A 12,809-nucleotide genomic window follows, 5' to 3' on the forward strand; every position below is an offset into this window, starting at 1 on the left:
TCGCGCCCCGCGTCAATATCCCGCTTCCGACAGGTTCGTCGCTCCTGCAACGTCGATTTTGAAACTTGTGTCATGCCGCCGTTACGTGACGCCGCCGGAAAAGCGCGGATTTTGACCGCCATCGACAGAAGCCGATCGACGGTCGTCGGCTAGCCGCATGCGGCACGCGAATCATCATTCGCAGTCCTTAGTTCAACGTGACTCGCGACTCGCGGCCCGGCGCTCTGTTGAACCGGGCAGCACCGCCAACGTCACGCCGTCCAGTCGAGAATCACCTTGCCGCTCTCGCCCGACAGCATCGCAGCAAAGCCCTTCTCGAACTCGTCGACCGGAAAGCGATGCGTGAGGATCGGCGACAGATCGAGCCCGCTCTGCAGCATCGCGACCATCTTGTACCAGGTCTCGAACATCTCGCGCCCGTAGATGCCCTTGATCTCGAGGCCCTTGAAGATCACCTGGTTCCAGTCGATCGCGGTCTGCGCGGGCGGTATCCCCAGCAGCGCAACCTTGCCGCCGTGGTTCATCGCCTCGAGCAGCGACGTGAACGCACTCGGCACGCCCGACATCTCGAGCCCGACGTCGAAGCCTTCCGTCATGTGCAGATCGGTCATCACGTCGTGCAGCGATTCGCGCGACACGTTCACCGCGCGCGTCGCGCCCATCTTGCGTGCGAGGTCGAGGCGATAATCGTTGATGTCAGTGATGACGACGTTGCGCGCGCCGACATGCTTCGCGATCGCCACCGCCATCACGCCGATCGGCCCTGCGCCCGTGATCAGCACGTCCTCGCCGACGAGATTGAACGACAGCGCCGTGTGCGTCGCGTTGCCGAACGGATCGAAGATCGCGGCGAGGTCGTCGGAAATCTCGGGCGGGATCTTGAACGCGTTGAACGCGGGAATCGCGAGATACTCGGCGAACGCGCCTTCGCGATTCACGCCGACGCCAACCGTGTTGCGGCACAAATGACGCCGCCCCGCGCGGCAGTTGCGACAGAAGCCGCACGTGATGTGGCCTTCGCCGGACACGCGGTCGCCGATCGAGAAGCCGCGCACTTCCTGGCCCATCTCGACGATCTCGCCGACGTACTCGTGCCCGACGTGCATCGGTACCGGAATCGTCTTCTGCGCCCAGTCGTCCCACTTCCAGATGTGGATGTCGGTGCCGCAGATCGCCGTGCGGCGGATCTTGATCAGGACGTCGTTGTGACCGACCTCGGGCTTCTTCACACGTGTGAGCGTGAGACCCGGCCCACGTTCGAGCTTGGCAAGCGCTTTCATCGCGGGCCCTCCGTCAAATGACGCCGAGTGTCTTGCCGACGCGCACGAACGCGTCGACCGCCCGATCGATCTGCTCGGGCGTGTGCGCGGCGCTCATCTGCGTGCGGATCCGCGCGCGGCCGCGCGGCACGACCGGATACGAGAAGCCGATCACGTAGACGCCTTCGTCGAGGAGCGCATCCGCCATGTTCGATGCGACCTGCGCGTCACCGAGCATCACCGGAATGATCGGATGCTCGCCCGGCACGAGCGTGAAGCCCGCCGCGCTCATCTTCTCGCGGAAACGCGCGCCGTTCGCGCGCACGCGTTCGCGCAGCCGCGCGCCCTCGTCGCTTGCGAGCAGCTCGAGCACCTTCAGCGACGCAGCCGCGATGCTCGGCGTCAGCGTATTCGAGAACAGATAGGGGCGCGAGCGCTGCCGCAGCAGCTCGACGATCTCGCGCCGCGCGGCGACATAGCCGCCCGACGCGCCGCCGAGCGCCTTGCCGAGCGTGCCCGTGACGATGTCGACACGGCCCTCGACGCCGCAGTATTCTGGTGTGCCGCGCCCGTGTCCGCCGATGAAGCCGACCGCGTGCGAATCGTCGACCATCACGAGCGCGCCGTAGCGGTCGGCCAGGTCGCAGACGCCCTTCAGGTTCGCGATGATGCCGTCCATCGAGAACACGCCATCGGTCGCGATCAGCTTGAAGCGCGCGCCCGCCGCGTCGGCTTCGCGCAGCTTCGCTTCGAGATCGGCGAGGTCGTTGTTCTTGTAGCGAAAGCGCTTCGCCTTCGACAGCCGAACGCCGTCGATGATGCTCGCGTGATTCAGCTCGTCGCTGATGATCGCGTCGTTTTCGTCGAGCAGCGTCTCGAACAGGCCGCCGTTCGCATCGAAGCAGCTCGAATATAGAATGCAGTCGTCGGTATTCAGGAACGCGGAAAGGGCCGCCTCGAGCTGCTTGTGCACGGTCTGCGTGCCGCAGATGAAGCGCACCGACGCCATCCCGAACCCGTCCTGCTCGAGCGCCGCCTGCGCGGCAGCGATGAGGCGCGGGTCGTCCGCGAGGCCGAGATAGTTGTTCGCGCAGAAATTCAGCACGTGCGCGCCACCGGCAAGCCGGATGTCGGCCGCCTGCGGGCTCGCGATCTCGCGCTCGGTCTTGTAGAAACCGTCCGCGCGAATCTGGTCGAGGGTGCCGCGTAGATGGGCGAGAAAGGCATCACGCATTGCATAAGCTCCTGATATGGGCGGCAAGCCTCGGCGCTCGTCCGCGCTCGTGGCGGCGGTAAAGCAGCTTGCTACTGTTATAGTCGGCCGTTGGATTTAGCGTATTTTTCCTGTATTTCGAACTAAAATTCGAAATACCGAACAACTCTAAGCGAACGGAATTCAAATGGCAAGCTCTTCCGGCGCGCGGCGCACGGCCGCGCCCGCCGCCACCGGCGCCACCGGCGCCACGCCGCCGCGGGTCGGCGAGCAAATCCAGCGCCTGCGCAACGCGCGCAAGCTGACGCTCGACGATCTGTCGCGCGCGGCGGGCGTGTCGAAATCGATGCTGTCGGAGATCGAGCGCGACAAGGCGAATCCGACGATCGCCGTCGCGTGGCGGCTCACAAACGCGCTCGGCATCAGCCTCGACGAACTGTTCGCGCAGCCGAAGGCGCCCGAGACGATCCGCGTCGACGGCCCGCACGACATCCCGACGCTTGCCGGCCACGACGCGCAATACCAGTTGCGCGTCTGGGGCCCGATCGAGCTCGCCGGCAAATTCGAGTGGTACGAGCTGACGCTGCCGGCAAATGGCGCGCTCGCGTCGAATCCGCACGAGCCGGGTACGCGCGAGCATCTGACGGTGCTGAACGGCGCAATCGAAATCGAAGCAGCGGGCGTCACGCGTCGCCTGAAGGCAGGCGACACCGCACGCTACGCGGCCGACGGGCCGCACGCGATCCGCAATGCGGGCAAGGGCGAAGCGAAAGCGCTCCTCGTCGTGATCCATCGATAGCACGGCGTCTAGTCGGCCAGGCAGCCAGTTGCGCAAAATACTGTATATTTGTACAGTATACGCAAAACAGGAGCCCGCGATGACCGAACAGGATTTGGCCGCGCTCAGCTTCAAGGCTGCGGCGCACGATATGGAAACGATTGTCCGCCACATTGCCGAGCGCTATATCCGACAAGGCGTTCCGTTGACGTGGCGGCTCCTGCACGCGATCGAGGCCGAAGCGCTTGCTGATCTCGGCTTCGCGAGCCGGCACGATTCGATGGTGCGCTGCCTCTTCGACCGTCCGGCCGAATTGTGCTTTCCCGAAACCGACGATCTCGTCGACTTCGGGCGATCGAACGCGCTGCCCGCAGTGTTCTCGTTCGCGATCGCCGCGTACGAGCGGGCTGCGAACGTGCAGAACGGCGCAAAAAAGGCGCCGGCGCGCCCCGCGCGCGTATCGCGCGCGTGGGGCGACTAGGCAGGCGGCCGTGTTCGGCCGAGCGCTCGCGCCTCGCACGCACTTCGATCGATTACCGGCAGCGAGATGTCTGCCGGACATTCGCCGCCCACGCGAAGCCCTTTATCGAGCGAACGCGACACGCTATGATGAATCGCAACTAACGGAATAAATAACATGTCGCCGCCCATTCTGACGAGTCCCTCTCCATCGCCCGACATACCGAGCGATCTATTCGATCGCGATACGTCGGACTGGCTCAGCCATCCGGACACGGCGTTCGACGCTTGGCTGGCAGCCCAAGAATTTCGCCGTTCGTCGGCCGACGTCTACCGCGCGCAATGGGGCGCGTTTCTCGGCTGGCTCGCGAAACGACAGAAGAACCTCGCGACGGTCGATACCGAGACGATTGCACATTTCGTCGGCGAACTGTCGATCAAGAAGACGCAAAGAGTCCGTTATTTGAGGCTCATCGAGCGCGTGCTCGATCACGTGCGCAAGAGCGAATTCGGCTCGACGAACCCTGCCCGCTTCATTGCTCAGGATGGCGAAGCAACTTGGCGCAGCACGCGAGACAACGAGCCGACGAGTTTTCTGGCACCCGCCGAACGCGCCGCGTTGCTCGCGTATTTGTTTTCGCCGCTGCCTGCGATGGGCGCGGCGCTCTGGAAAGAACGCCGCGATCGCGCGCTCATCGCCGCATTCCTCGGCGGCGGATTGAAAACCGGCGAAGCGCGCGCACTTACGATTAGTTGCGTGAAACTTGGTTCGACGATGCTGACGATCCCTGCCGCGCAGCCGGAATTCACGCGCGAAACGCATCTTGCGTCGTTCGCGATCGCGCTGTTCGACGCATGGCTCGCCGAACGCCAACGCTGCGGCATTCCTGGCGAACTCGTCTTTCCCGCATCGCAGTCCGGCCGGCCGATGCACAAGGCGACGATGCTGCGCGCGGTCGACGCGATCATCGATGCAGCCGACATCGCGCAGGCTCGCACCGCGCGCGCCAGTCCGCAGACGTTGCGTAATACGTTCGCCGCCGAACTGTTCGAAAACGGTGTCGAGCCGGAGAAAGTCGGACAGTGGCTGGGGTTCGCGCAGCCGATTTCATCAAATCGACTGCATCGGGCGTGGAAAAATTGGCAGGAAAGCCTCGCGAACGCGCTGCCGAACGCCGAATCGTTCACTAACGAAGTGCCGATCGCATCAAGCCAGACTTGAAACCAGGGCTTTCCAGCCCCCGAAAATCCTCACCTTTTGACTCCCGAATTTCCTCACCTTCGAGAAAATCGAGCGGCTTCCGTCACGATATCCGGGAGAAATAGGCGGCCGCCGCGAAGCGCGACGGTCGCGCCCCCGACGCGTGTTCACATTCGGGACAGAGCAGTTCGTAGCCGTCGGCGTCATGCGACAGTTCGGGTTCGCCGTCGCCGCACTTCGGACAGCGCGCGGGCAGCGACGCATGTTGGTCGAGCGACGTGCCGATCGCATCGAATGCCGCCGCGTCGAGACTGCCGGCGTCGGCTAGGCGATGAATCAGCGCCGCGATCTCGGGCGCCATGCCCTGGCTGGCACGCAAAGTCTGTGCTTCCTTGACTGCCGCGGCCAATTCGTCGCCTTGCTCGTGCAACTGGGCGTCGAGCCGGTCTGCTCTCGCCTTCGCCGCGCTCAGTTGCTGCAGAAAGTCGAATTCCTTACGGTTGACGTCGCGCAATCCTTGCTGATAAGTCGACGCCATGCTGCGCAACGAGTCGAGCTCGACGAGCATCGGCTTCACGCGGCGTTCGGCTTCCGCGATCGCATCCTTGATTTGCTGCGCGTAGTGCTCGGTGTTTTCTCGCAACTCGGCGTGCAAGGCGTCGATCCGTTCGCGAAGCGCCGCATTTTGGCCCTGCTCAGCCTCGAGACGCTGATTCAGCAGTGCATTTTCATTTTCCATTCGCCGAATCAGGCCCTGCAGCGAATTCTGGTGGGCGAGACCTTGCGTTGACGCGGACGCCAGTTGCACCTCGACTTCGGTCAACCGGCTCTGTAACTGCTCGGCGCGCGTGTCGCTTCGGGCGAGCGAGGTTTCGAGCGCTTCCTGACGAATTAGTGCGTCGCGGTATTTTTGCTCGGTGGCGGCGACTTCGTCGCTCGCCAGTCGCCGTTCCTCATCAAGACTCTCACGCGCCTGTTTCAGTGCTTCTTCATAGAGTGCGCCAAGCAGCGCACCCGCTTTTTCCTCGAGCGGCTTAGGCAATGCAGCGCCCTCGAGCCTGACTTTCGACGCCGCGCGAATGCGCTCCCAAAAGTAATCGATGTCCTTCGGGATGTCGCTCGCGCTACCGGTTTGTGTCAAATCGCGGACGTTCGCCGCGGACGGCCGTATACCGAGATCGAAGAACAGCCGCTTGCACGCATGCAGCGACAGATCTTGTCGGCGCGCGCCGGACGAGCGCAACGCATCGAGTTCTTCGCGAATGGTTTGCCGGATTTCGTCGAGCGTCATAATTGCTGCCAGAAGACAATACGTATCAATCATAACGGAATACGTTCCATTTGATACGTTTTGGAGGCGCTTGTTGTACTTTTGCCACCAGTGAGCGCTTTTGGAGGGATCTTGTACCGTTTCGCTCGCTCAGATGTTTCGAAACCGTGAAACAAAGCGAAGAATCGAGCTTAACGTCATGTTTTTAAAAGATTATCGGATGGGACCCGAATAGCGGCAATTGTTTCACATGCAGGGGACTGTGGTTCTCGGGGTGTATCTGGAGGCGAAATAGGGGTTCTGTGGAAAACTCGTCGGGGGAGTCTCGAGAGTATTAGAAGTAAACACCCTTGAAACCTTCGTTAAAAACGTTAACGCCACCGGGAAGCCTTGTCCCGCAAGGGATTGCGGCCGGGAAGGTGAAGTTTTACGGGATACAAGGTGACAGCTTCCGGGAGCCGACGTGATGGGGTTCGGGGATCAGCGTGAGCCGATGCAGGAAAGATCGTGAGCGGGTTCAGGACAGTTTCCCACAGGCGAAATTGGTAAAGGTGAGATTTTTCAGGAGCACAGCAACGGTGAAGCCGCGTGGAGCCTGAATCGATCCGTTTGACACCCCACAGGCATGGGTGAGGATTTTCGGGATGCCTGTGAAGCAGCGATTCTGCCCTTCTTTTAGGCAGATTTGGGGGATAGGTGAGATTTCTCGGGATTCCAGCCCGTTTTGGTGTGAGCGTTTCCGGGAAAGAACGCCAGTAAAGGCCTGTCCGGTGGGGCTTCGTGGCCCGAAACGACCGAAAGGTGAGATTTTTCGGGAGGCTGGCTTTGACCTCGGGACTCCGGGTCCTATCAATGGTGAGGGTATTCGGGGGAGCGGCAGATGGCGTCCGATTGCGCTAGAGGTGAGGTTTTTCGGGACCAGGAAGGCGGTTGGGATTTGCCAAAGGTGAGGCTTTTCGGGAAAAGTGTGCATGCACTTACCTGCGAAGGCCCGTGGATGCTGGATGGTGAGAGCCATTTCGACACCGGTTTTCCATCAAAGGTGAGGTTTTTCAGGAAGTGACGCCGCGAGTTCGGCATTGGGCTGCCTGCCGAAAGGTGAGGGAATTCGGGATGGAAAATTTCGATCGATGCTTCAGCTATGCTTCGTAAGTACTTGATGTTATAGAGATTTTTACTCGTGAATGCAAAGGTGAGCTTTTTCGGGAATATCGGATGTATCGTCGTGAGGGTCAAAAATCGTCTTGAGGTGAGGCTTTACGGGAGCCAATTGCCGGTGGTTGCCCGTGTGCCGGTCCCGCGGCCGCGATCGATTGCTTGTTCGCGGGATCCGAATGGTGAGCTTTTTCGGGAAATGGACCTGAATAGCGGGGCGTGAGCTGTGGCGAACTGCTCTGACCAACCCGCTGCGGGCTCGTCGGGCCTGGCCGCAGGCGGGAAGCGGGGTTCGCGGTGAGGCAAACCGGATGCAGGTCTTCACGTTGGGCAACTTCGATACGCTGTGTGGCCCGCGTCCGGCCTTGGCCCGAGTCCACCCGGACGGTTGGGCCGACCTCTTTCCGGGGCCGATGGGCTTGCGAGCGTGGCGTCGTCGAGCCGGGGCGAGGGAAATCGACGTCGAGTGAGTTCGAGCGGATGTCGATGGCTCACGCTGGTCATTTCCGCGGAGTGGGTCGGCCCGCCATGCTGATCGGCCGGGTTTCGCCTCAATGCCGCGTGCACGCGAACTGACGCCGATGGTGAGCCGCAGGCTCGTCCAGGACCTCATGTTGGTCCGGCGGGCGCTCCGAACGGGGTAAGCAGTCGTTCGCATCACCGCTCTTGGGCGGACGGCGCGCATGGCTTGCCGTCCATGTATTGATGCGGTCGCTTTCGTGCTTCCCGGGACCGGTTTGAGGTGAGTCGCACTTGCCGCCGAGTACTCACGCCGGATCGCGGCGTGGCGATGTCCGTCTTCAATGCGTGCCCGTCGCCGGCGTTTCACTGACGACGTCCTCGACCCTTCGGTTAGTCGAAGCAGCCCGGTGCAGCTCACGTTTGCCGTCACACCGGGTATTCGGTTGGCCCCAGGCCTCAATGTTTGCCGGCCCGTCGTGTTTTCGGTGAGTGGATCTAGCCCTTCCGCGCTCACGCTTGCCGTCCTGCGCGGATCCGCGGGCTCGTATGGCTCGAGATCCTGGCGGCCGGCGCTGGCCCGTTTATCGCGTCATTTTGCGCCTGTGGCGGCTTTGCCGTCCGGTGAGCCTCATGAGCCGCACTCGCTCACGTCGCCCATCGGCGCCCGCATGCCGTGCGCTGTCGGGGTGCTGCTTGCATCGGACGCGCGCCAATTGAAGCGACGCGGCCTTTGAGCCCACGGTGCTTTATACGGCAGATCGGGAGATGGTGCAGGTAAGTGGTGACCCGGATCGGTTTTCGCGGCCCACGTGTGGGTCAGTTGCGTTGCCGGCGGGCGTCGGCCGCCCGTTCCGAGCTGATCCGGCGATTGTTGCGCGGATCGTTCCGGGCGCCGGGTGCCGTCAATCGGTGTCCGTCGAGCTTCAACGCCTAATGATCGGGGGATGATGTCATACCGGGCACTTGCATTGCTGCCAATTCCGCCCTTCCCGGTATCCGCCGGCCGGCCAACGGCCTGATCATCATGCTGGGCATGATTTCAGTCGACATCGGTCGATCCCTCGGCTCGCCGCCTCCGAAATCGCCGCCTCCGAAATCGGCGCCGCGAGCCGATCGCGGACACGCCCGCGTGCACGAAATTCGTCGTAGCAATTTTGCGACAAGATTTGAGGTGAGATGATTCGGGAGCCGTTGCACTGCGGAACGCGCGCGCGGGAAAACGGGCGTCCGCCGCGTTTTCCGCGGCACGCAAAGGTGAGTCGAGGATGGTCGGATTTTGGACCGGTGAGCGTTTGCGGGAGGCCGATCGGGTGAGTGGCGACGAATCGCCAAGCTTCACCGGATATGGTGAGCATGCCGTTCTGGACGCGCATCACCACAGACGCTATCCTTCCGGAAACTTCTCCTCCGACCCGACGCATGGCCACAAAGCGCGCCAAGAAAACCGATGTGGATGTGGTGAGTGCTAGTTCCGCCGAATTGCGTAAGGCCGTCGAGGCAATTGCAATTCAGCCGAAAAACGGCAAGATCACCCTCCTGACTCGCAAGCTGTTCAACGTGCTGCTTGCGGTCGCCCAGCAAGCCGACGATTCCGGCGATACCTATCGCGCGCTGCTGTCGGATATCGTCGCCAATTCGGCCTTCGACTCCAACGATACGGCGCTCGTGAAGGAGCACTTGCGGCGGATGGTGTCGGTGCAGGTCGAATGGAGTACCGGCACGTCGAGCCAGAAGCCCGGTCGGAAATGGGGGATTTCCACGCTGATCGCCGACGCCGAAATTCTCGAAGATCCGGCGACGCGGCGCGTGTGGGTCGAGTTCTCGTTTGCGCCGAAGATCAAGAAGAAACTGCTCGACCCAGTGCAGTATGCGCGTCTGAGCCTGCAGTTCCAGAGCCAGCTGCGCAGCAGCGCGGGGCTCGCGCTGTACGAAATCTGCGTGCGCTATCTGACGAACCCGAGCCATCTGACGATGCGCGAGCCTTGGGAATGGTGGCGCCCGATCCTGTCGGGCACGCCCGACACCGAGGCCGGCGACGAGGCGAAGCGCGAGTACAAATACTTCAAGCGTGACTATCTGCGTCCGGCGATCGCTGAGGTGAACGCAGTGACGAACATCTTCGTCGAACTGGTCGAGCATCGCGAAGGACGTCGGGTTGCCGAGATCCAGTTCCGCGTGTCGGAGCGCAAGCAGCCGATGCTCGCACTCGACGAGCATCCGAACGTCTTCGACAGCACGCTCGTCGACCGGATGGTGAAGATCGGCATTCCGTTGAAGGAAGCGCAGACGCTCTATGCCGACAATGAGGAAAACCGGATTCGCGCCGCGCTGCAATTGACCGAGCAGCGGGTGCGCAGCACGACGCTGCCGCCCGTGCGCAGCGCGCCTGCGCTGTTCAAGGATGCGTTGAAGAAAGGATATGCACCGTCCGTCGACACGGTCGAAACGCCGCCGCCTGCAAGCAGCGGCAAGTTGGCCGCTGCCAACGCCGGGCGGGCAGACGATCCGAAGGCGCGTCTGCGCAGCGAGTACGATGCTTACCGGCGCAAGGAAGCGAAGCAGCTGTATGAAGAACAAGGTGACGCGGAGCGGGAGGTCGCGCGCGCGTCGTTCGAATCCGACGTGTTGCCTGCGCTGGGTTCGCATCTGCGTGACGATTGGCGTCGACGAGGGCTGGACTCGAAACTCGTCGAAACGGCCTTTTTCGACTGGCTCGCTCAAAAGACCTGGGGCGAACCGACCGACGGCGATCTGCTCGCCTTTACGCTGAGCCAGTCTCGCGCGGCTTGAGCGATTGCTCGATTCGCCTGAGTCGATTTCTTCCGCAACGAAAAACGGGGCCCGCTGGGCCCCGCTTCTTTTGGTTCATTCAGTTCGGTTCGACAGCAGCATTCGCTCGAGCTGCTGCAGGATATCGTCCCGCTTTTCTCGGGTCAGGCCACGCAGCCGCAGTTCCAAGCGATCCTCGCCATACGATTTCAGATCGCCGACCGACACTCCGTTCAGCTTGATCTCATGCCGTTGCGCATATCGCTGCCGGCTCGCGGGCTTCGAGTTTTCCTGCGAGGTCGCCCTCCCCTTCACGATGTCAGCCACCTGACGGGTGCTGAGATCGTCGGACAGAATCTTGTTGATGAGGCGCAGTGTCGCGTCGGTGCCGCGCGCCGTGTGGTAGCGGCCGACCTGATACGCCATGTTCGAACCGAAGCGATCCGGGCGCGCGACCATTTCCTGCATCACGGCTTCCGGCAGCTTGCCGATCGAGAGCGCGACGGCCACTGTCGACTCGTCGAGTCCGAGATGCTCGGCAAGCTCCTTTTGGCTCTGGAAGTAACTCTCCTCGAGGAAGCGCTTCCAGACGACTGCATTGTCGAAGACCGTTTGCGAGTCGCGCTGGACGTTGAGGTCGTAGCCGAGCTTGTAGCTCTGAATGCCGATCGGCAGATCGATGACGATCGCCTTGACCGATTCCTTGTTTGCTTCCTTCAATGCGCGGACGCGGCGCCCGCCGTCGCTGACGAAATAGGAACCGGGATTGTCGTAGTCGGGAATGACGTGAATCGCTTGCTGCTGCCCTTGCTTCGCCAGATTGACGGCCAACTCCGCGATCGATGTCTTCAAATAGAAGTGCCGCGGATTGAAGGGGCTCGGCTTGATCGTCTTGAGCGGCAGTTCGATCACCTGGCCGGGCTGATAGCGATTTTCGATTCGCCACGCGCGATACTGGCTCGATTCGTCGATCGAGTCCGTGGTCGGCGGGGTTTCGACGATCGTGACAGGGATATTCTTCTTCGGCGATTTGCCGGCAGGAGCAGCCGGCGTTGCGGCGTCGGATTTGACGAGGCCGTCGATCGCATTGAGTCGATCGAGCGCCGTGCGCTTTTCGCTGGTCGTGATGTCGGGGCGCGCTTGGAAGCCTTTGGCGAATTGGGAGGGTTTCATTCAGGGTCCTTTATGCGCATAAAGTCAGGGCAGCATCGCGACGATCTCGTCGGCGCATGCGCGAATTTCCGCCGCTGCGAGCTTGGCGCCGCGGTCGTTCATTTGCAAGACGGTTTGGCCTAGGGCCATGGCTTGCTTATACGCTTCGCGCGTGGGAATTTGCGTCTTGAGAAGCGGGAAGCCGAGCTCCTCGAGCGCGCGCTTCAATTCACGCGTGAGCATCCGCTTCTCTTCGGTCTTATTCAACAGGAACACGGCGCGGAGATCTTCGTTCATCACCTGCGCCTGCTGAATCAGTTTGACGAGGCCGACGCTCGACCAATAGTCCGCCGGTGACGACGAAGTGGGGATCACCGCAATCGTCGCGGCGAGCAGCACGACGCCGGACACCTTCTCGGTAATCGACGGTGGGCAGTCGACGATGATGATGTCGTAGTCGCTGATGAATTTCTTGATCTCGCGGTGGATTTGGCCGCCGGCTTCGGCGAGATTGACGACGGGAAACGGAATGCCGGTTTCGCTGCCAGCGGAGGCGCTGGACCAATGAACGAGGGTGTTTTGGCCGTCGGCGTCGATCACCAAGACGCGTCGCCCTTTTTCGTGGAACGCGGCGCCGAGATGCATCGCGATGGTGCTCTTGCCGACGCCGCCCTTTTGTTGAGTGACTGCAATGATTTCAGCTGCCATTTTCACTCCTGTTTTGATCGGGAGAATTTTACCGGACGATTTTTTTATTTCAATGAATTTGTTGTGAACTGGCGACGCGCTGACCGTTTGGCCGATGGTTTATGCGCATAAAGCCAGCAGGTGGTGCGTATGTTGTATGGGATCATGAGGGAGAGCCTGATGGCGGGAGGCTGAGCCGGCACTCTGCGATTCGGTGTTTTTGTATGGACAGATCTGTTGCGCACCGAGACATGACGGGCATGTGCTTGAAGCGGTGGCCAACGCCAACGCCAACGCCAACGCCAACGCCAACGCCAACGCCAACGCCAACGCCAACGCCAACGCCAACGCCAACGCCAACGCCAACGCCAACGCCAACGCCAACGCCAACGCCAACGCCAACG

Annotated in this window: 9 protein-coding genes; 4 read left to right on the forward strand and 5 right to left on the reverse strand. The window is 61.7% G+C overall.

Annotated features, from left to right (window positions below; all coding sequences use genetic code 11):
- Nucleotides 1–251: 251 nt before the first annotated feature.
- Both tdh and WS62_RS31925 read right to left on the reverse strand, forming a co-directional pair.
- On the reverse strand, nucleotides 252–1,280 hold the full coding sequence (gene tdh, locus WS62_RS31920; protein ID WP_066486748.1) for an L-threonine 3-dehydrogenase: 1,029 nt from the start codon (nucleotides 1,278–1,280) through the stop codon (nucleotides 252–254).
- 13 nt (nucleotides 1,281–1,293) lie between these two features.
- Nucleotides 1,294–2,493, reverse strand: a complete 1,200-nt coding sequence (locus WS62_RS31925) for a glycine C-acetyltransferase (RefSeq protein WP_066579674.1) — start codon at nucleotides 2,491–2,493, stop codon at nucleotides 1,294–1,296.
- A 166-nt stretch (nucleotides 2,494–2,659) separates the two neighbouring features.
- On the opposite strand from WS62_RS31925, the gene WS62_RS31930 reads away from it, so the two are divergent.
- From WS62_RS31930 to WS62_RS31940, 3 genes are all read left to right on the forward strand, one after another.
- On the forward strand, nucleotides 2,660–3,271 hold the full coding sequence (locus WS62_RS31930; RefSeq protein ID WP_066579677.1) for a helix-turn-helix domain-containing protein: 612 nt from the start codon (nucleotides 2,660–2,662) through the stop codon (nucleotides 3,269–3,271).
- Nucleotides 3,272–3,350: 79 nt separating this feature from the next.
- A complete protein-coding gene (locus WS62_RS31935) occupies nucleotides 3,351–3,731 on the forward strand; it encodes a DUF2471 family protein (protein ID WP_066579680.1) in 381 nt (126 codons plus the stop codon).
- 156 nt (nucleotides 3,732–3,887) lie between these two features.
- Entirely contained in the window at nucleotides 3,888–4,931 is a 1,044-nt protein-coding gene (locus WS62_RS31940) for a tyrosine-type recombinase/integrase (RefSeq protein ID WP_066579684.1), read from the forward strand.
- A gap of 82 nt (nucleotides 4,932–5,013) precedes the next feature.
- On the opposite strand, the gene WS62_RS31945 is transcribed toward WS62_RS31940, so the two are convergent.
- Nucleotides 5,014–6,201, reverse strand: a complete 1,188-nt coding sequence (locus WS62_RS31945) for a DNA-binding protein (RefSeq protein WP_066579687.1) — start codon at nucleotides 6,199–6,201, stop codon at nucleotides 5,014–5,016.
- 3,015 nt (nucleotides 6,202–9,216) lie between these two features.
- Here WS62_RS31945 and WS62_RS31950 point away from each other — a divergent pair.
- Nucleotides 9,217–10,587, forward strand: a complete 1,371-nt coding sequence (locus tag WS62_RS31950) for a replication initiation protein (RefSeq protein WP_066486741.1) — start codon at nucleotides 9,217–9,219, stop codon at nucleotides 10,585–10,587.
- Nucleotides 10,588–10,662: 75 nt separating this feature from the next.
- Here the strand turns inward: WS62_RS31950 and WS62_RS31955 are convergent, their stop codons facing one another.
- Together WS62_RS31955 and parA are read right to left on the reverse strand one after the other, a co-directional pair.
- On the reverse strand, nucleotides 10,663–11,739 hold the full coding sequence (locus WS62_RS31955; protein ID WP_066579691.1) for a ParB/RepB/Spo0J family partition protein: 1,077 nt from the start codon (nucleotides 11,737–11,739) through the stop codon (nucleotides 10,663–10,665).
- 24 nt (nucleotides 11,740–11,763) lie between these two features.
- Nucleotides 11,764–12,363, reverse strand: a complete 600-nt coding sequence (parA, locus tag WS62_RS31960; protein ID WP_374189781.1) for a ParA family partition ATPase — start codon at nucleotides 12,361–12,363, stop codon at nucleotides 11,764–11,766.
- Between the last annotated feature and the right edge of the window lie 446 nt (nucleotides 12,364–12,809).

The organism is Burkholderia sp. ABCPW 14, from assembly GCF_001523835.1.
Classification (GTDB): Bacteria; Pseudomonadota; Gammaproteobacteria; order Burkholderiales; family Burkholderiaceae; genus Burkholderia; species Burkholderia mayonis.

What these genes read in the sequence shown, in the direction of transcription:
- tdh (WP_066486748.1), bottom strand. Translation starts at nt 1,280, where the DNA reads ATGAAAGCGCTTGCCAAGCTCGAACGTGGGCCGGGTCTCACGCTCACA.
- WS62_RS31940 (WP_066579684.1), top strand. Translation starts at nt 3,888, where the DNA reads ATGTCGCCGCCCATTCTGACGAGTCCCTCTCCATCGCCCGACATACCG.
- WS62_RS31950 (WP_066486741.1), top strand. Translation starts at nt 9,217, where the DNA reads ATGGCCACAAAGCGCGCCAAGAAAACCGATGTGGATGTGGTGAGTGCT.
- WS62_RS31935 (WP_066579680.1), top strand. Translation starts at nt 3,351, where the DNA reads ATGACCGAACAGGATTTGGCCGCGCTCAGCTTCAAGGCTGCGGCGCAC.
- WS62_RS31945 (WP_066579687.1), bottom strand. Translation starts at nt 6,201, where the DNA reads ATGACGCTCGACGAAATCCGGCAAACCATTCGCGAAGAACTCGATGCG.
- WS62_RS31930 (WP_066579677.1), top strand. Translation starts at nt 2,660, where the DNA reads ATGGCAAGCTCTTCCGGCGCGCGGCGCACGGCCGCGCCCGCCGCCACC.
- parA (WP_374189781.1), bottom strand. Translation starts at nt 12,363, where the DNA reads ATGCATCTCGGCGCCGCGTTCCACGAAAAAGGGCGACGCGTCTTGGTG.
- WS62_RS31955 (WP_066579691.1), bottom strand. Translation starts at nt 11,739, where the DNA reads ATGAAACCCTCCCAATTCGCCAAAGGCTTCCAAGCGCGCCCCGACATC.
- WS62_RS31925 (WP_066579674.1), bottom strand. Translation starts at nt 2,493, where the DNA reads ATGCGTGATGCCTTTCTCGCCCATCTACGCGGCACCCTCGACCAGATT.